General features: G+C 54.3%; 16 protein-coding genes and 1 pseudogene. 11 read left to right on the forward strand and 6 right to left on the reverse strand.

The window, feature by feature from the left end; all coding sequences use genetic code 11:
• The first annotated feature begins 321 nt into the window (after positions 1 to 321).
• Together H6F57_RS17775 and H6F57_RS17780 are read left to right on the forward strand one after the other, a co-directional pair.
• A complete protein-coding gene (locus H6F57_RS17775) occupies positions 322 to 2,040 on the forward strand; it encodes an EAL domain-containing protein (protein WP_190626082.1) in 1,719 nt (572 codons plus the stop codon).
• A gap of 63 nt (positions 2,041 to 2,103) precedes the next feature.
• The gene (locus tag H6F57_RS17780) at positions 2,104 to 3,762 is read left to right on the forward strand and encodes an ATP-binding protein (protein ID WP_190626083.1); all 1,659 of its coding nucleotides are present in this window, start codon (positions 2,104 to 2,106) and stop codon (positions 3,760 to 3,762) included.
• Positions 3,763 to 4,038: 276 nt separating this feature from the next.
• Here H6F57_RS17780 and H6F57_RS17785 read toward each other — a convergent pair whose 3' ends face one another.
• Both H6F57_RS17785 and H6F57_RS17790 read right to left on the reverse strand, forming a co-directional pair.
• Positions 4,039 to 4,995 (reverse strand): SPFH domain-containing protein, encoded by a 957-nt coding sequence (locus H6F57_RS17785; RefSeq protein ID WP_190626084.1) that lies wholly within the window; start codon positions 4,993 to 4,995, stop codon positions 4,039 to 4,041.
• Between the two features lie 59 nt (positions 4,996 to 5,054).
• Positions 5,055 to 5,480: an NfeD family protein gene (locus tag H6F57_RS17790; RefSeq protein ID WP_190626085.1), complete on the reverse strand. Its 426-nt coding sequence runs from the start codon at positions 5,478 to 5,480 to the stop codon at positions 5,055 to 5,057.
• Between the two features lie 224 nt (positions 5,481 to 5,704).
• On the opposite strand from H6F57_RS17790, the gene H6F57_RS17795 reads away from it, so the two are divergent.
• The 5 genes from H6F57_RS17795 to H6F57_RS17815 all read left to right on the forward strand — a co-directional run bounded on the left by H6F57_RS17795 (position 5,705) and on the right by H6F57_RS17815 (position 10,476).
• Entirely contained in the window at positions 5,705 to 7,495 is a 1,791-nt protein-coding gene (locus H6F57_RS17795; protein ID WP_190626086.1) for a protein phosphatase 2C domain-containing protein, read from the forward strand.
• Between the two features lie 50 nt (positions 7,496 to 7,545).
• Positions 7,546 to 7,968 (forward strand): hypothetical protein, encoded by a 423-nt coding sequence (locus H6F57_RS17800; RefSeq protein ID WP_190626087.1) that lies wholly within the window; start codon positions 7,546 to 7,548, stop codon positions 7,966 to 7,968.
• Positions 7,969 to 7,970: 2 nt separating this feature from the next.
• On the forward strand, positions 7,971 to 8,765 hold the full coding sequence (locus tag H6F57_RS17805; RefSeq protein ID WP_190626088.1) for a YdcF family protein: 795 nt from the start codon (positions 7,971 to 7,973) through the stop codon (positions 8,763 to 8,765).
• 69 nt (positions 8,766 to 8,834) lie between these two features.
• Positions 8,835 to 9,731: an ROK family protein gene (locus tag H6F57_RS17810; protein ID WP_190626089.1), complete on the forward strand. Its 897-nt coding sequence runs from the start codon at positions 8,835 to 8,837 to the stop codon at positions 9,729 to 9,731.
• 154 nt (positions 9,732 to 9,885) lie between these two features.
• Positions 9,886 to 10,476: a general stress protein gene (locus tag H6F57_RS17815; protein WP_190626090.1), complete on the forward strand. Its 591-nt coding sequence runs from the start codon at positions 9,886 to 9,888 to the stop codon at positions 10,474 to 10,476.
• Between the two features lie 134 nt (positions 10,477 to 10,610).
• Here the strand turns inward: H6F57_RS17815 and H6F57_RS28405 are convergent.
• Positions 10,611 to 10,853: pseudogene (locus H6F57_RS28405) on the reverse strand (hypothetical protein).
• A gap of 312 nt (positions 10,854 to 11,165) precedes the next feature.
• Positions 11,166 to 11,546: a hypothetical protein gene (locus tag H6F57_RS17825; RefSeq protein WP_190626091.1), complete on the reverse strand. Its 381-nt coding sequence runs from the start codon at positions 11,544 to 11,546 to the stop codon at positions 11,166 to 11,168.
• Between the two features lie 1,044 nt (positions 11,547 to 12,590).
• Here H6F57_RS17825 and H6F57_RS17830 point away from each other — a divergent pair.
• The 4 genes from H6F57_RS17830 to H6F57_RS17845 all read left to right on the forward strand — a co-directional run bounded on the left by H6F57_RS17830 (position 12,591) and on the right by H6F57_RS17845 (position 15,475).
• Complete coding sequence (locus H6F57_RS17830; RefSeq protein ID WP_190626092.1) at positions 12,591 to 12,971, forward strand: hypothetical protein; 381 nt, start codon at positions 12,591 to 12,593, stop codon at positions 12,969 to 12,971.
• A 108-nt stretch (positions 12,972 to 13,079) separates the two neighbouring features.
• Positions 13,080 to 13,742 (forward strand): DUF938 domain-containing protein, encoded by a 663-nt coding sequence (locus tag H6F57_RS17835; protein WP_190626093.1) that lies wholly within the window; start codon positions 13,080 to 13,082, stop codon positions 13,740 to 13,742.
• Between the two features lie 37 nt (positions 13,743 to 13,779).
• Complete coding sequence (locus H6F57_RS17840; RefSeq protein ID WP_190626094.1) at positions 13,780 to 14,073, forward strand: hypothetical protein; 294 nt, start codon at positions 13,780 to 13,782, stop codon at positions 14,071 to 14,073.
• Between the two features lie 292 nt (positions 14,074 to 14,365).
• The gene (locus H6F57_RS17845; protein ID WP_190626095.1) at positions 14,366 to 15,475 is read left to right on the forward strand and encodes a substrate-binding domain-containing protein; all 1,110 of its coding nucleotides are present in this window, start codon (positions 14,366 to 14,368) and stop codon (positions 15,473 to 15,475) included.
• Between the two features lie 66 nt (positions 15,476 to 15,541).
• Here the strand turns inward: H6F57_RS17845 and H6F57_RS17850 are convergent, their stop codons facing one another.
• Positions 15,542 to 16,303, reverse strand: a complete 762-nt coding sequence (locus H6F57_RS17850; RefSeq protein ID WP_190626096.1) for a hypothetical protein — start codon at positions 16,301 to 16,303, stop codon at positions 15,542 to 15,544.
• 98 nt (positions 16,304 to 16,401) lie between these two features.
• Positions 16,402 to 19,041 (reverse strand): TIGR03960 family B12-binding radical SAM protein, encoded by a 2,640-nt coding sequence (locus H6F57_RS17855; RefSeq protein WP_190626097.1) that lies wholly within the window; start codon positions 19,039 to 19,041, stop codon positions 16,402 to 16,404.
• Between the last annotated feature and the right edge of the window lie 9 nt (positions 19,042 to 19,050).

Consider the following 19,050-nt stretch of genomic DNA (forward strand, 5'->3'; position numbering starts at 1 on the left):
CATCAGTTGTATAACCAACAATTGCTCGTAGCTGTAGGAGTTTGTCGTGATCGACTGGGTACTCTAGGCTCTGTCAGTAGGCGTACTGACTTAACACTATGGCTTAACAAAATATAGAAGTTCTTGATGTCCAGGTTGTCTTCTGTTAACTTGTCGCAATTTTGTTCTAAAGCTCAGAGCAGTTTAGGGTGGCTGAGTGTAACGGCAAAATTGTTATAAAGATTTCTTTGGCTCAATTAGTATGTTGCCCATCAGTGGCATAATCTGGAAATTTAATTTGTCATTAGGGTCGTTAAAACGCGGTAAGGAGAAGATGCAGTCATGGCAAAAGTTCTAGTCATTGAAGATACTCAGGATCTTCGAGAAGGCATTGTCCAGACTTTAAGCTGCCTCGGTTTTGAAGCAATTGGAGCGGAGAATGGTAAGACTGGAATTCAAATGGCAAAAATGCATTTTCCTGATCTAATCGTGTGCGACATTATGATGCCCGAGGTCGATGGCTATGAAGTCTATAAAATCCTGCATCAAGATCCGGAAATGATGGTTATTCCATTTATTTTCTTGTCGGCTAAGACTGACCGATCGGATATTCGTAAGGGAATGAACCTGGGCGCTGATGACTACCTTGCTAAGCCATTCACAACGGCTGAATTGGCAGAGGCAATTACAAGTCGGCTGCACAAAAAAAATGCGATTGTTGATCCTTATATCGCAGAGATGAAGAGTGCAACGGATCAAATTAGTGCCTTAGCGTATCAGGATGCACTAACTAAGCTGCCCAACCGTATTCTGCTATATCAAAAATTTCAGCAAGCTCTATTAATAGCACAACGTCGTCAACACATGATGGCAGTTTTGTGTATAAACCTACACCAATTTAAGGCCGTCAACGATACGTTTGGATATTCAACAGGAGATTTGCTGCTTCAAGCTGTAGCCGAGCGGCTGGCCGAAATTTCAGGCCAGGAGAATATATTAGCTCGAATCAATGCTGATGTGTTTAGCATGATTTTAGTCAATGTTTTAGATAAGAACTCTGTTGAGGATCAGGTCAAGGCTATTTTAAGTAGTCTTGCGAATCCCTACTGGCTCAACGACTATAAGATTTTGGTGCAGGCCAACATTGGCATTGCTCTCTATCCTGATGATCAAAGCAACTTCGGTAAATTGCTAAGCCATGCCGAGATGGCTATGGGTTTTGCTAAGCAGTCTCGAAAAGAAAGCTATCATTTTTATCAGGTGGAGATGGGGGCCAAGACGGAGCAAAATAGTTTAATAGAGAAAGGATTAAATGTTGCTCTAGAGAATTCTGAATTCCAGATTCTTTATCAGCCTAAAATTAATTTGATTACTGGACGCATCATGGGAGCCGAAGCTTTGCTGCGATGGCATCATCCTGAGTTAGGGCTGGTTGACCCAAATGTCTTTATTCCGATCGCAGAAAAAACGGGCCACATTATTGAAATTGGTAATTGGGTTTTAGAAGCGGTTTGTGCTCAGACTAAGATATGGCAAGATCTTCACCCAATCCCTCTTAAAGTATCTGTAAACCTATCAGCATTTCAACTGAGGCAAGAAGGTCTAGTGCAAACTGTTACGCAGATCTTAAATCAAACTCAGCTCGACCCCAACTGCTTAGAACTAGAGCTCACTGAAACCAGTTTGATGGAGGATATAGAATCTGCGATCGCCATACTAGAAGAATTAAAAGCCATAGGCATTAAGATATCCCTCGACGATTTTGGTACAGGTTATTCATCTTTGAATTACCTCAAACGTTTACCGCTTGATATTTTGAAAATTGATCGCTCTTTTATTAATGATATTTTTCATGCTCCCCAAAATGCAACGATTGTCACGACAATAATTGCGATGGCCCGGGGCTTAAAGTTACGAGTTATCGCTGAAGGTGTAGAGACTCAAGAACAGTTTAATTTTCTGCGAGAGCAAGGTTGTCAGGCTATTCAAGGTTACTTATTTAGTCCAGCCGTTCCGGCAGAACAATTTGAAACTTTCTTGGCCGAAGATAAGCGTTTATAACAGGCTAAAGTATCATTAGCAACATTCATGTTGACTTGCAATTCACAACAAGAACAAAATTAGATGAGAATTGCCCCCCTTCCAGACAACGAAGTAGAACGACTAAAGATTTTGCATAGCTTGAGTATTCTGGATACGGCTCCTGAAGAGATTTTTGATGATTTAGCCCGCTTAGCTTCCCAAATTTGCAACACTCCGATCGCTCTTGTTAGCTTAGTTGATGCCGATCGCCAGTGGTTTAAATCTAGCGTTGGGCTATCGGTGCCTGAGACTTCTCGTGATATAGCCTTTTGCTCTCATGCCATTCTGCAACCAGATTTATTTTTAGTACCAGACGCATCCACTGATCAACGATTTTCTGATAATCCCTTAGTTACTAGTGAGCCACATATTCGGTTTTATGCGGGTGCTCCGTTAATCACTTCCGAGGGCGCTGCGATCGGTACCCTTTGCGTTCTGGATCAAGAACCGCGAAAGTTGAGTGCTGAGCAGTCCGAGAGCTTGAAAATTATTAGCCGCCAAGTTGCAAAGCAAATTGAACAACGACGTGATCTGGCAAGCTTAGCTCAAATTAGCTTGGATATACATCAGGTTGGAGAAAAATTACGCCTTACCCAAGAACGATTTGAGTTGGCGATTCTTGGCTCTAGCGGAGGAATCTGGGACTGGAATATGAAGACGAAAGAGGTCTTCTTCTCACCCCGTTGGAAAAGCATTTTGGGCTATGAAGATCACGAAATTCCCAATCATTTGGAAGAATGGATTCAGCGACTACATCCTGAAGATCTTCAACGCGCCCAAAATGCCCTCGCCGCTTATCTGAAGCGGAAGATTCCGACCTATGATCTGGAATATCGCCTCCGGCATAAAGATGGAACCTACCGGTGGATTTTATCCCGCTCAGTTGCCCTTTGGGATGACCAAGGCAAACCTTACCGAATGGCCGGTTCTCACATCGATATCACAGATCGCAGACAGGCGGAGGAGATCGTTGAAAAATCACTTCAGAAAGAACGAGAACTAAGTGAATTAAAAACTCGTTTTATCTCTATGGCCTCCCATGAGTTCCGTACCCCTTTGACTAGTATTGTTCTCTACGCCGAGCTCCTAAAGAACTACAGTCATATCTGGGACAAAAAAGAGAAGGATGACGCTTTTCAGCGAATTTATGATGCGGTTCAGACTATGACTGAACTCATGGATGGAGTTTTGGCAGTTGGTCATATTGAAGAAGGCAAGCAAGCTTTTAATCCTGCTTTACTTAATTTTCCACATCTAATTCAAGATGTAATAGAACAAATAAAGCTCATTTCTCAAACCCAATGCAATATCTTTCTTGATGCTTCTCCAGAACGTCTTAATGTTATTTTAGACGAAAGAATTATTCGGCAAGTTTTGACTAATTTAGTCTTTAACGCAGTTAAGTATTCTCCTAGTGAAGGAGATATAAAAATTTCATGCCGCTATCAAGAAGGCACTCTGGCTCTGCAAATTCAGGATCAGGGTATTGGTATTCCTGACGAGAACCAAGAGAACATATTTGAGCCATTCTATCGAGCAAAAAATGTTGATTGTATCGCGGGCACTGGGTTGGGCTTAGCAATTGTGAAGCAGGGAGTCCATGCTCACCGAGGCACCATTGCTGTGGAGAGCGAGATTGGCAAGGGGACAACATTTACCATCGCGTTACCCTGTGATACTGCGAATTCACAGCAACCTTAGGCTTAATAAGCCGAAGCCTCTATCCTGTCGTGGCTCAATTTGAGTTGCATGGTCGGAATCACGTGGTTAATGCAGTTTTATCGGCTGAAAGTATCTCCAACCCAAGCTGAAATTCATTAGTTGAGACGTGATCCTTCTATCAAAGTGGAGTATCCAAGCCCTGATAGTTTTCTAGGGAGGTAACGCTTTACCACCTTGCAGGACTTGGATGCAAGATTGCCCACGGCAAATTTTGGTTTGTTGCCAACTCAGCTAATTTGTATAGCCAAGACTGTCCTACGACTGCCCCTCACCCACGATCGCCCGCATGCTCTCTAGTGTTGCCGGAATGCTGCGAGGATCCATAAACATCACCTTGCTGCTGTCGCTACTGCCGATCTTCAGGCCCATCTCCATATAGTGCTGGGCAATGATAAATTGCAGCGCCTCGCGAGTACCGGGGTCGGCAGCGAGGGTTTTGGCGATTACCTGCATGGCCTCAGCGGTGCCCTGGGCCTGAAGCAACTGCTCCTGGCGCAGAGCCTGGGCTCGCAGCACGATGGTTTTTTGCTGTGCTTCGGCATCTAAAAGCGCCGCTTTTTGGCGAGCTTCGGCATCTAAAACCGACGACTCCGCTCGCCCTTTGGCCGAGTTCACTGCTGATTCGCGCTCCCCTTCAGAGGTCAGCACGGCGGCGCGCTTTTTGCGCTCGGCGGCCATTTGCAATTCCATGGAATCCTGCACGGCCTTGGAGGGCACAATATCGCGCAGCTCAACGCGGGTCACCTTGACCCCCCAGGGGTCGGTGGAAATATCCAGCTCGCGCAGCAGCAGTTCATTGATCTCAGAGCGGGCGGTAAAGGTTTGATCGAGTTCGAGCTGGCCCATCTCAGAGCGAATCTGGGTCAGCACTAGATTGACCATCGCCGATTGCAGGTTTTCGACCTTGTAGTAGGCCTTTTCCATATCGACAATGCGCCAGTACACCACCGCATCTACCGTGATTGAAACGTTGTCGCGGGTGATGCACTGCTGGGGCGGAATATCGAGCACGCGCTCGCGGATGGTTTGCTTAAACACCACCTTGTCAAGAAAGGGAACTAAAAAATTGAGGCCGGGGGTGAGCTTTTTGCCGTTGTATTTGCCCAGGGTTTCGACCAGGGCCTCGTCGCTTTGGTTGATAATTTTGACGGAGCCGGCGGCGATCGACCCGCCAAAAATCAGCACAATCAGAAAACTAAAAAAGCCGCCCATAGATGTAATTCCTCAAATGGTTTGCGGTAGTGATTGGCAACCCTGTGGTGCTCGTCCACCTAAGCTCTCAATGCGCTTTCAGGGATGACATAGAGTGTATTGCCCTTGCGCCTGACAACCACCACCGGCTGATTGGCCCCAACGGTGATAGTTTCGTCGTCGCAGCGAGCTTGCCAGGAGTTGCCTTCGTAGATAACTCGTCCGGTTTGGCCGGGGGCAATGGCGGTTAGTGTTCGGGCTTCGGTTGACTCTTGCAGACTATAGGGTGTGCGCTTGGGCACAAACCGCAGCAGCAGGAAGATAAACACGAGAGACAGCGTCACCCAAACCACAATTTGAAAGCTAAAGGAGGGCACCCCCAGGGCCACAAGGGCCACGATAAAAGCGCTCAAACCCAGGGTGGACTCCACAAACCCTGTGGGCAAAAATAACTCCATGAGGCAGAAGATGGCCCCTAGAATGGCCCAAAACATAGGGTAGTTCATAGCAGCTCATAAGAAAAGTCAAGCCTAAAAGAAAACGAGCCCAATTTAGGCCCCCGTCGAGATTGCTGATCCACGAAACCCAACCCAGGTTACCCTTCTGAATGTCTCGCTATCCTCTAGGATTAATCTATCTTTAGCCTCAGGCCTTTTGGGGGCTTAATTACGTTGTTTTAATAGATTAGATCTTTGCCTCTACCGCGTGCCTGTACCCGCCCGTAAACGCTATGAACCGTGTTGAGCGCCGCCCCTCCCGCTATAAACCTTACCTCTGGGTGATCGGCACTGATATTGAGACCCTGCCGGTCGATGAGCTAGTGGGTCAGCGCTATCGAATAGTGGGCCCGCGCATTTGGCTCGACACCCTGCCTGACCAGCGGCCCAGTGCTCCCGACACCTTTCCTGGGGAGGCGCTGCCTTATCTCAATGCGCACCCCCATCGGCTGCATTTGCCGGGACTATATGGCGTGCTAGAGCGTACTGGAGCACCGCCGATTTTGCTGTTAGAGAATGCCCCGATTCATTTCCAAGCAGGAGAGCTCTTGCCAGATCTGGCGGGCGGGCTGTTTAGCGCTTCACCCCTGCGGCAGGCCAATTGGCTGTGGCAGCTTTGGGAACTGTGGGGAACGTTGGGCAAACTGGGCTTGGCTAGGAGCTTATTCGTGCCTGGCAATCTGCGGGTAGATGGCTGGCGGCTGCGGCTAGTGGAGCTGCAATCTGACGAGAACCCGACCACCCTGGCGGATTTAGTGGAGCTGTGGCGATCGCTTCTGTCTCCTCTGCATCTGTCTGTGTCAGAGCCGCTGCGATCGCTGGTCAACCGCATCGACGCCGATGCCGTCGACCTCGACACCATAGCGCTTGAACTTAACCAAATTCTGCTGCGCCAGGCGGCTCTAGTGCCTACCCGAATTGCCCTGTCTGGAGCCACGGCTCAGGGGCCAACCCAGCCCCGCAACGAAGATGCCTGCTGGCCTCTGGGCACCCAGAGCGAAGCCGCCCCGATGCAGGTGGCGATGGTGTGCGATGGGGTAGGGGGCCACGATGGCGGCGAAGTGGCTAGCCGGCTGGCGGTGCAGGCGTTGCAAATTCAGCTGCAAGCGTTGCTGGCCGAAACTCAAAACGAGCTGCGGGGACTGCCACCTCAGGTCGTCGTTCAGCAGCTTGAGGCGGTGATTCGCATTGTCAACGAGCTGATCAGTTTTCAAAATGACAACCACAGCTGGGCCGGTCGCCAGCGCATGGGCACCACCTTGGTGATGGCGGTGGTCATTCCCCAGCGGGTGCAGACCGACGACGGCTGGGGACGGGTGAATGAAGTCTACCTGGCCCATGTCGGCGACAGCCGCGCCTACTGGATTACCCCCGACTACTGCCACCCGCTCACGGTAGACGATGACATCGCCGGCCGCGAGGTGATCGCCTGTCGCCAAACCTGGCCCCACGCTCTAGAGCGCAGCGATGCCGGAGCGCTCACCCAAGCCCTGGGCACTCGCAGCGGCGACCATCTCCAGCCCCACATTCAGCGGTTTGTGTTCGACGAAACGGGAATTTTGCTGCTCTGCTCCGATGGCCTCAGCGACAACTACCGCATCGAAGACGCCTGGGCCAACTACATCGGCCTAATTATTAAAGACATTGTCACCCTCGACTCAGCGGTGGCCTCGTGGATTGAGCTGGCCAACCAGAAGAACGGCCACGACAATACCGCCGTTGTGCTGATGCAGCATAAGCTTCTGGTTCCTGCACAGACGGGGCAAGACATTCCTGTTGGAGCTGGTGCCCAACGGGAATCAGCCATCCCCGCTGGGGCCAAGCTCTACGGTGAAAACCTGCCCCAGGACGAGTTTGTGCCCACTCCGGCGGAACGCAAACCGCCGCGCGGCGTGCCCCGCCGGGTGCTGGCGGTGTCGGGTTCTGCCCTGCTGGTGGGGCTGCTGGGCTGGTGGCTGCTGGCCAACCAATCGCCGGAGCCGCCGGAGCCGCAGAGGACGCCACCCGTGGCTCCAGCGCCTTAGGGGGAGTGGGTGGGTAGATGGGTGGATGGGTAGGTGGGTTAGGCGTGGCTATGGGGAGTTTGACGGATACCTTTACGAACTCGTGGGCGGATGCGGCTCAGTCGGCACTGCTGAGGCCGGTGCAGACCTGGCTGATGGAGCATCCGCTGATGGGCTGGCTGGCGGGGCATCCGCTGTGGCTGCTGGTGCTGGTCGTGGTGGGTCTGCTGCTGTTTGCGGGGTTGTGGAGTGCGATCGCCCGTCTTACCGAGGGCTTTTGGCTCTCCCTAGTGAAGCTGCCGTTTCGGCTGAGCGGCTGGATTTTTGGGGCAGTGTCGGGGCTACTGGTACGGCAGTGGGCCAAGCCCGCAAAATTAGAAGCTGGGGAAAATCGGCTGAGCGAGATCATGGGCCGTTTGGAGACGCTGCAAACGGAGCAGGAGAGTTTGCTGGAGGAGATGAAGGGGTTGTTGGGCAAGAGGGGCGAAAGGTAGGAATGTTTTTGTTTTTGTCAAAGCTGCTGCCGCTGCTGATCTATCCGCTGGGGTTGGCCTGTGTACTGCTAGTGGTGGCACTGATCTGCCTTAAGCGGCGGCCTCGGTGGGCGGCGGGGGCGATCGCCCTGGCCCTAGCCCTACTGCTAATCAGCAGCAATAGCTGGGTATCGACGGCGATGATCCGCTCGCTGGAGTGGCGCTACCAGGACACGGTAAATTTGCCCGAAGCGGAGGCGATCGTGGTGCTGGGGGGCGCAATTAAGCCTCAGTTTCCGCCGCGACCCTGGATTGATGTGGCTGAAGAGGGCGATCGCGTGCTGCACGGGGCGCGGCTCTACCTAGAGGGCAAAGCACCGCTGCTGGTGTTTAGCGGCGGGCGCATTACCTGGGGCCAGGAGCAGAGTCGTTCTGAGGCAGCCGATATGGCTGAGCTAGCCGAGGCGTTGGGGGTGCCCCCCAGCGCCATGCTAATTGAGCCCGACTCACTCAACACCTTTGAGAATGCCGCCTACACCCAGGTGTTGCTGGCTAATCTCGGCATTGAGCGCATTTTGCTGGTGACCTCCGCAATGCACATGCCCCGTTCCCTGGCGATTTTCAAAAAGCAGGGGTTTGAGGCCACCCCGGCGCCGACCGATTTTCATGTGGCCCAAGACCCTGCTGACCCAGGGCTAACTACCTGGCAGGGCCAAGCTCTCAGACTGGTGCCCCAGACTGAGAACCTGCACTACCTCACCCGCGCCCTCAAGGAATACATCGGCATTGGCATCTATCGTTTGAAAGGCTGGCTTTAGGCGCAAAGATAAACCTTAGACAATCTGAGACAATGGCCCTGGCATGATTTTGCAAGGTTGGGGTTAGTCATGGGCACGACAGAGCAGCAGGTAATCGGCGTTGATTTGGGTGGGTCTGCGATCAAGCTGGGGCGCTTTACCCAGACGGGGCATTGCCTGGCTGAATTTGCTGTGCCCACGCCCCAGCCCGCCACCCCAGAGTTGGTCATTGCGGCGATGGCCGATGCGATCGCATCCCTCGACCCTAACCGCGAAGCAGTCGCCATTGGCGTGGGCACCCCCGGCCCCGCCGATGCTACTGGCCGGATTGCCCGTGTCGCCATCAACCTAGCCGGGTGGCATGATGTGCCGATCGCCGATGCGCTAGAAGCGAAGACGGGGCGATCGGTCACGGTGGCCAACGACGCCAACTGTGCCGGCCTAGGGGAAGCCTGGCTGGGAGCCGGGCGCAACTTTAAGGACGTGCTAACGCTCACCTTGGGCACAGGGGTCGGCGGTGCGATCATTCTCGACGGCAAGCTGTTTGTGGGCCGCAACGGCACCGCTGGGGAACTGGGGCTAATTACCCTCAACCCTGAGGGGCCACCCTGCAACAGCGGCAATCAAGGATCGCTGGAGCAGCACTGCTCGGTGCAGGCGGTTCGGCGAGAGACGGGGTTGTCCCCGGCGGTGCTGTTTAACCGGGCTAAGGCGGGGAATGGGGATGCGATCGCCTTTTGGCAAACCTACGGTCGCTGGTTGGGTGCGGGCATCGCCAGCCTGGTTTATGTGCTGACTCCAGAGGTGGTGATTCTCGGTGGCGGCATTAGCGCGGCGGCAGAACTGTTTTTGCCGACGACCCTGGCGGAGCTAGAGACCCGCGTGTTGCTTAGCTCTCGCGAGGGGATGCAGGTACTGGTGGCGGAGTTGGGCAATCAAGCGGGCATTGCCGGAGCGGCTCGCCTAGCGTTTCAGCAATATGGCTAGCTGCATTTCCCTTTGCTACTGCAAGGGCTAAAGTCTAGCCCTTGGGGATCTTTTGCATCTAGCCAACGAGCGAGGTGCAAAAACGCTTAGTTGGCAACCATGGGAGGGGCAGCCGTGGCGTATGCCGGTTGCAATCCTCACTGGAAGAAATTTTATGGGAACGACTGATAGTCAATCTACTCGACACAGCCGTGCCGTTGGCTTGTTTTCGACTCGGCAGGAGGCTGAGCAAGCCCTGCACCAGCTAAGCGATTCAGGCTTTCACATGGACCGCGTTTCAGTGGTGGCCAAGTCTGGAGAAGGGTTGAGTGATCTAACCCCCAATGGAGACTTCGACCCCGATAAGACCAAGCCCGAGCAGGCTCAAGACGGTGCCGGTGCTGGCGCAACGGCCGGTGCCCTGACCGGTGGTGCTATTGGTCTAATTGGTAGCTTGGGTGTGTTGGCCATTCCTGGTGTCGGGCCAGTTGCGGGGGCTGGCATTTTACTCGCAAACACTCTGCTTGGTAGCGGTATTGGTGCCGTCAGCGGTGGTTTGCTCGGTGGACTCATCGGTTGGGGCGTACCCGAAGACCGTGCCAACTATTACAACGATCGCGTGTATAACAACGACGATTATCTGGTGCTGCTAGAGGGCACCGAGCAAGAGATTCAATCGGCTGAATCGGTGCTGACTCAAAACGGCATTCGTGATTGGGGCGTCTATGAAGCTACCGGATCTCCTGCCCATGCAGGCGGTCGCTAATACTAGTTGTTAAGTCAGAGCTTAACGTTGAGGGTGCAGCTAAGCTGTGCCCTCCTTTTCGTAGGTCTTTTCCGTTATTCGGTTGTGTGGTTAGGCGATTGAATAGACAACGCAGGTATCGAGCAAATAATGTATCAAAACAGATCCAGTTCGCGGGGTGGCAGAAGTTCGTCACGGTAGGATTCAAATATGGGGAAGTCAGGTGCCCCTTCGTAAGCCAAGATGACTTCTGACTACGTTGAAGTGACGGCAGCGGTTGATTGAGTCAGGCTGTGTAAAGCTTGCAAAATGAGGGTTTGAAGTGGAATATTAGATTGGGCCGCTTGTTGAATTAAGTCTTGTTCTAAGTCTAGTGGTAGGTCGATCATGATTTGCATGGAACACCTCCTTACGTTATGCAAAAAGAGTTTAAAGGCCTGAGGTTGCCAGTCTGTTCATTGCGTGTAAGGGGTAGATGGCAATTGCTGAGTCGGGTGAGATAGGTGGTTAAGGAGTTGTTGGGTTGACGAAGGGAACCCAACCTACGGTCGAGCGATCGCACTCTTTGCGGTTTCTAACCAACCTCGCCATTCACTTGTCGACCCTTCTCCATCGCCATATTTGCTGGAGTCTATTAGCGTTGGCAGCGATGATATTAAAACTTGGACGTTGAATAGGTTCTAGAGCCAGTGAAAGGAATAAATATTTTTTTAGTCAGCATAGCCTCTGAGCAAAAAAAACCAATTATTTTTTAACCGTTTTAATTGAATGTAACGAGGATCAATACTAGCCGGATCACTTGTATAAACAAAAAATGCTGCTTGATGGAGAATATTACTTCCTCTTTTATAATAATTGAAGTAGACTGATTGATAATTTTGACTAATATAGGCTGTGGCTTTTCCCAATAGTGCGGTTTCTATTATGTTGTCTTGTAGCACTACTTCTCGCTCTTGCTGATCGAGGATAGTGTTGTTTGAGAGCACGCGATTAACCACGCTTTGGCGAGCTGACGATGTTACCCAGAAATTAATTCTTGGACTCACGTTATAAGCAGCCCATAAAGCAACTAAGAGAATTGATATAATCAAGGCTCCTCTCAGCCTACCTCTATTGAACCTAACACCATAGAACAATCCAGAAATAATGGAAAAACACACAAACAAAATCAATAGTTGATTAAAAAAATAATTAAATAAAGACAGGAAAAGCAACAAGCAAAATAAAGCGACGAAGATTATCTTGAAGCTTAAGTTCGAAAAGCTAAATATTCGCATCAACAAGCCGGGGGATAATTTAACACTCACTCTCATTTCAATATAACGGAAGGCTAATCGCTGCCCAATGAGGGAGATTCAATATTGAACCTCCTTCAATAGAGTTAGTACGGCTTCGTCGCAAGGATTGAAGCCCAATTAGCTCAAAGACCATGAAGCCAAAAACGGCCACTGCACCTGAAATAATAAAAGCGGCACCTATCCAAGAGAGCGCATTGCTAAGCCAAGCCAGCAATAACATACTGCCGACTATCCAAATAATATTTCGATCTAGAATGATCGCAAGATACTCTCCGCATATATTCATGCTTGCTTGCCCCGTTTCATCCGCTTCAACTCTGAACTAGGCTAAGCCAGGTCATAACTTGATTAACTCCCCACTGAGCGCATCGGCGAATATGTCAGCGTCATGACCCACAGGCGAAGGGTTACAAGACCTTAGCGCTTTTGTAGGTTAAACCAAGCACCAGCGAAACCCAGCAGGCTGGCTGCTGTTGGATTCCGCTTTGCTTTACCCCTCCAGTGACATCCGTAGAGTCATGGCTCTAGGGCTAGGACCGTTGCTGGGCTTTGCAACAGCGTTGTCGCGATCGCAAACTCAATGCGATCGCTTCACAACACTATTGCCTTCGCTGCAACCAAATTGTCATTTGCTGCAACGCTATTGTCACCGGTCACAACGACGTTGTCATTTGCTGCAATAGCGTTGCGATCGCCCCCAGAGCCGTTTTCCATTGTCACAACTAGGTTTCTCTCTGAGCAAAGCTTCTACCAACTGGGCATTGTGAATCTAAGGCAAGACAGCACGAGGCTACGTGGTGCGTTTTGCCTTAGATTCACTAACCCACCTCAGCTGCCATGACCGATACGACTCGTCGCCTTGCACCCAAGCGCATTGCCCAAGATATTCAAGCCTTAGACAGTCTAAAAGTGATCGCCAACTATGTGCCCATGCGGCCAGAGGCATCGCATCAAACCTTGCAGCAGGCCTACCAGGCCATGCGGCAGAACCAGAAAGACGAAGTTGTGATGGAAGCGAGATTCAAGGCTACCCGCGATCGCGCCCGCGCGGCCGAGTGGGAATTTCACAACGCCGTTTTGGCCATGAAGCAGTCAGTTGTCGGACAATTTGGGCCAAACAGTGACGAGATTCAGGCCATCGGCTACATAAGAGCGTCTATGCGCAAGCGATCGTCCCGCAAAAAAACTTTGGCAACAGGCGAAGACCTATCTCAGTAGCCGTGGGGCAAGAACAGGTAAACTTTGAGCAATACAGTATCTCTGTAGCATGGGCAAAGCTTGCCCTCACCAGACATTGATTGCTCTCACCTCGCCCCAGGCATTGCCATGTTCACCTCGCCCGATGCCCGCCGCTATGCCCCTGCCACCGAGCGCAACCGCGAGCCGATCTTAGCCGTGCTCCAGCGGGTGCTGCCTCCCACCGGCACCGTGCTCGAAGTGTCGAGCGGCACCGGAGAGCACGCCGTATTTTTTGCTCCCCACCTCGCGCCTCGGCAGTGGTTGCCCTCAGACCTCGACCCCGGTGCCCGAGCCAGCATCGCCGCCTGGCGAGAGGCCGCTCCTGCCGCAAACCTGCACGCGCCCATCGCGCTGGATGCTGCTGCCCCCCTGTGGCCAGTCGAATCTGAGAACTTCAGCGATTTGCTCTCAGACCTGGATTTGCAGCAGCACCCAATTACCGCCCTGGTCAATATCAACATGATTCACATTGCTCCCTGGGCCGCTTGCTTGGGGCTGCTGGCGGCAGCAGGACGAATTTTATCGCCTGGTGGCATTTTGTATCTTTACGGGCCTTACAAGCAAAACGGACAGCATACCGCCCCCAGCAACGCTGCATTCGACGACAGTTTGCAGGCCCAAAACCCTGAGTGGGGCGTGCGCGATTTAGACGCGGTGGTGGCCGCTGCCAAAGTCCACGGGCTGGCGCTAGTCGAAACCATCGCCATGCCCGCCAACAATCTTTCAGTGGTGTTTAGGGCGATCGGTTAGCCCAGCGACCGCTTCGTTGGGGCGGTTTCGTTAGACTGTGGCTAACCTGCGTTCTGAGGTCGCCATGATTGTCAGCAGCCTTCAGTTTTTAACCAGCGATGCCACTTATCACGATCTAGCCCTGCGCTGCCAAGAGTATCTGCACTACCAGCAGCGGGGCTGGGCCGACCAGCGCGAGCTGGCCGAAGACATGCTGTTTAACCTGCTGGTGGAATATTTGGTCGAGGCCGGGGTGCCTCGCCCTGCCGCCGAGCAATTCTGCACCGATAGCGACAACCTGACCGAGCTGGCGATGCGAATCTCGTCCACCCTAGGCCCTGTGGTGGCTTAGTCTACAGTCCGGTTGTCTCCGCGCCGCAGATCAAAGCGCAAACTACTTCGCCGGGCTGCGGTCGGTATTGATTGGCCGTTAGGGCCGCGATCGCATCATTGCTCTAAACAATCTGCTGGCTGTGGAGAAAAAAGTACACCAGTCGGGCCAGGCTGAGACCAATAAACGACACCAAAATAACGGTGATCGAGACATTGACAATATTGCGGACGGCTTTCATGGGCGTAAACTAAAGCGCTATGGTTTAAATCAGTATTCTCCCCTGGCAAGGGGGCGCGGGGGCCAAATGCTCATGAATCGTCGCAGCTTTTTAGCGGGGGCCGGCGGGGTGACCCTGGCTACGCTGCTGGCAGGTTGCCAGCGCTCCAGTGCTGCCAACCTGCGGCTGGCCATGGTGGTCAACTCGGTGCCTGCTCAGCTGCTCAAGGCGTTTCAGCAGCTGCCGGAGCGGGGCAGCAGCGTGGCGGTGACGCCGCAAGAGTCGCTGCTAGGGCTATATAGCTTGCTGCAAGACTGGCACGGCGAGGCGGATGGAGCGGCACCGATGGCCGACTGGGTGAGTTTGGCCGACTATTGGCTGGCCCCCGCCATTCGCCAGGAACTGGTGCAGCCAATCGAGGTGGCGGCAATTCCCCACTGGGAAGACCTGAATCAGGTATGGCCAGAGCTGGTGCGCCGCGATCGCAGCGGCACCCCTAGCGCCAAGGGCAGCGTCTGGGCTGTGCCCTACCGCTGGAGTCACCTGGTGCTGCTCTACGACCCCGCTCGTTTACCCCGCCAGTCGGCTCAGCTCAAAACCTGGAGCGACCTGCTCCGGCCTGAACTGACGCGCCGCCTGGTGCTGCCCGACCATCCCCGACTGGTGCTGGGGCTAGCTCAAAAAGCCCTGGGGGCCTCGGCTAACGGTGCGGACCCGACCGCTGTTTCAGGCCTAGACGCCTTTTTAGCCAAGCTACACCAGCAGGTGCGAGCCTATGACTCTAATTACTATCTTGAGAGTTTGATTGTTGGCGACGCAACCGCTGTGGTGGGCTGGTCAGACGATGTACAGCCGCTGTTGCGCCAGTACCGGCATTTAGCCGTCGCGGTGCCCCCTGAGGGAACGCTGCTGAGCTCCCAACTCTGGGTCCGGCCCCAGGCGGTGCCCGCCCCTGCTCCTGTCGCTGTCGACTGGCTCAATTTTTGCCTGGGGGATGACTTTGCCACCCAGCTCGCCATCTTTGGCCACACTGCCTCGCCGTTGCTGTGGGGGGTTGACCCACAGCAACGGCCTGAGCCCCTGCAAACGCCACCGGAGATTGTCCTAACTCCGGCGATCGCCGACCAGAGCGAGTTTCTCCTTCCCCTCAAGGCCGAAGCTGAAGCCCGCTATGGTCGTCTGTGGCAAAGCTTACGCGCCTAGCTCAGCAGGCTGAATCTAACGATGAGCGTTGCCGTAGGCTCCGTCTTGAGCGTAACTAGCCTGAACCTACGGGGTTTGACTGGGTATGGCCTGAGCGGTTGGCTGGTAGCGGCGCGCCCCTTCAGCCAACAGGTTGCGCTGAAGCTGCACAATTAACCCCGAGTCTAGGTTAGCCGAGCAGGCATGCACGCCATTCTCAGCGGTTAAGGGCAGCCCCGGCTGATCGACAAAATCACAAGCGTAAAGCCCCACCATGCGCGAGTTGCGAGAATTGCCCTGGAAGAAGCGGAGGTTGTGGCCAACGTCTCGGGCCGCTGTGCCGAACTGGTTGAGCACAGCGTAGCGCTCGTTGTAGGTCAGCACTGACCAAATCTGGGGGTTAACCATCACGTCGATCACTGTCGTACCTGAGTCTTCAATTTGGTAAGAAATCCAAGATTCCACCAGGCGACGGCCGCCCAGGTGCGATGTTAGGGAGTCGCGATTCCACCACAAACTTGGCAGAGTCATGCTGGTGGGGGAGGCGCGGCGGCTATCGCTAGATAGCGAACTATCGACAATGCGATCGGTAAAGTCATCGCCGTCGGCTAAGGTCGCAGTCGGAAATACCAGTAGCTGACAAAACGTTTGGTTGAGTGCCGTCGATCGCCCCGGCCAATAGGCAGTGAGTAGCTCGTCTGGGCAGCAGGCCGCATCTAGAATAGCCATTTCCTCGTTTTCCTGAACGGCGCAGGCCGATGACGACTGGGCTGGGGAACGGTTGATACCCCCTAGCATCAGCACGACTGCGCCCGCGATCGCCAGCCCGAGCTGACGAGACACCCTCATCTTGGTCTGGGCCCTAGAGCCCCAGATCTGCCCCTTCACTGATACCGGTGGTGAATGGCCTGGTGCTCCGTCCATGGTTGTGCCCCCTTGGGGTTTTTCTAAAGAAAAATGAGTCGGCTGCGATGCACGTGCTGTAGGGCTAGCGGCTGATCAGCTACCTTCTCTACCATGGAGACGACGTGCTCTGGGCGCAACAGGTTCCCGTCGTTGCGACAGTGGCCCACCGCTCTGAGCCAGACTCCATGGCTATCTTTAGGATACTCCAGACCCACGGGTAAGGGTTGGTCTGGGCTAACCACCGCTAGCTCATGCAGGCGCTCTCGCAGGTTGATGAGTTGCATCTTTCCAGACTTAGTTTTCTTTTCCCAAGGCACTTCATCGAGGGCCAAGACGCTCTCAATCCAAGCCTCCCAGGCTGGCGATGCTGCGCCGACGTCTTCTAAACTTACGTGCAGGTAGTATTCGGCCTGGTCGAGGAGCTTAGTCGCAGAGGGCTCGTCTAGGGGCACCTCGACAATGTCGTATAGCGGAATTTCGGGCGGCAGCTGGGCCGCGAGCCGTTGCAGAAAGTCGGCGGGGGCGATCGCCCGCGTCAGTTCAAAATCCACTACTTCGCCGCTGCTAGTGGCCCCCAGCGGTAACGCGTTGGCGGGCGACAGGCGCGGCCCCGGATGAAAACCGCCGGTAAAGGCGATGGGTAACTCGGCCCGCCGCAGGGCGCGATCGAACAGGCGCACCATGTCTAGGTGGCCCAGCAGAGCCATCGACCCCAGCTTGCCCAAAGTTACCCGCAGTCGCTGCACCCGCTCAGAGCTGGGCTGGCTGTGGCCAAGAAAGGCAGGAATGGGGGGTGGCGGCACCACCACGTTGTGGCCAAAGTCGGGGCCGCAGACGCCGCAGTGGCTACAGCCCTCAAAGGAGCAGTCGGGGACTGTGGCCTCGTCTAGGGCACGGAGCAGGTCGTCTTTGAGCCAGGTTTTGTCGATGCCGGTATCGAGGTGATCCCAGGGCAGTGGGGCATCAAGGCTGGGGCGATTGCCCTCGGTATCCATCACGTTCCATTCGCCCTGATCGACCTTCCGGTACTTCCAGGTCAAATCGGCTTCGTCGATCGCCTGGGTCCAGGCTTTAAAGGCATTCTCCACGCTTTCCCACCAGCTGTCCATGCCGGCCCCCAGTTCCCAGGCGCGGCGCACCACGGCGGCTAGGCGGCGATCGCCCCGACCGACAAAGTCTTCCATCGCCGAGATGCGCACGTCGGTAAAGTTAACCTTGGCCCAGCGCAACGCCCGAAATTCTTCCCGCAGCAGCCGCTGCTTGCGACGAAATTCCTCCGTCGACACCGAGTGCCACTGGAAGGGGGTGTGAGGTTTTGGGGTGAAATTAGAAATGGTGATGTTGAAGGCTAGGGGTCGCCGTCCCGACTGGGTACAGGACTGGCGCAGCCAGCGCACGGTTTCGGCAATGCCCAGCACGTCGGCATCGGTTTCGCCCGGCAGGCCGATCATAAAGTAGAGTTTGACCCGACCCCAGCCCTGCTCGTGGGCGGTTTTGATGCCGCGCAGCAGCTCTTCGTTAGTCAACCCCTTATTGACAATGTCGCGCATGCGCTGTGTGCCCGCCTCAGGGGCAAAGGTCAACCCGGTAAGACGGGTGCCGCCAATGATGTTGGCAATGTTTTCATCAAAGCGGTCGACCCGCTGGCTGGGCAGCGACAGCGAAATATTTTCGTCTTTGAGGCGATTTTTGACCTCCACCCCCACTGCTGGCAGGGCCAGATAGTCAGAGCAGCTCAGCGACAACAGCGAAAACTCGTCATAGCCGGTCTTGCGCATGCCAGTCTCAATGGCATCGACTACGGCTTCGGGCTCCACATCTCGGGCTGGGCGCGTCAGCATGCCCGGTTGGCAGAAGCGGCAGCCCCGAGTGCAACCCCGCCGAATTTCCACCGTTAGGCGATCGTGGACCGTTTCAACGTAGGGCACCAGGCCCATGGCATAGGCAGGAATGGGGGTGGCTACCCGGCGCAGTACCCGTGTGGGTACGTCGGGCCGATTGGGATGCACCGAGCCATCGGCGGCCATATCGTAAAACTGGGGCACGTAGACCCCTGGCACCTGGGCCAGATCGAGCAGCAGGGACTCTCGGCTGAGGCCAGCGGCCTTGCCCTCTTCCATCACCAGGGCAATTTCGGGCAGCAGCTCTTCGCCGTCGCCCAGGGCCACAAAGTCAAAAAAGTCGGCGTAGGGTTCGGGGTTAGAGGTGGCGGTTTGGCCACCGGCAAAAATTAATGGCCAGGATCCTGCCTCAGGGGCAAAGGCTCTGGCTTGGTCGCGCTCCTGCCAGGTGAGCGGAATGCCTGACAGCGACAGCATTTCGAGAATATTAGTGGCCCCTAGCTCATAGCTGAGGCTAAAACCCAGAATGTCAAAGTCGGTCAGCGATCGCTGCGACTCGACCGCAAATAGAGGTGTCCGGGTTGCTTTGAGCTTGGCGGCTAGATCAGAGGCTGGTAGGTAGGCGCGATCGCACAGCTGCCGAGGCTGAGCATTCAAAATGCTGTAGAGAATGATGTGGCCTAGGTTGGAGGCCCCAACCTCATAGACCTCAGGGTAAGTTAGCACCCAACGCACGCTGGCCCCATCCCAAGGCTTGTGAGCCGCACCCAGCTCGTTACCCAGATAGCGACCCGGCCGGGAAATCCCGGCATTCACCAATGTATTAACTGATACAGACACAACCTAGCT

It is taken from the genome of Leptolyngbya sp. FACHB-60 (assembly GCF_014695775.1).
GTDB lineage: Bacteria > Cyanobacteriota > Cyanobacteriia > Phormidesmidales > Phormidesmidaceae > Nodosilinea.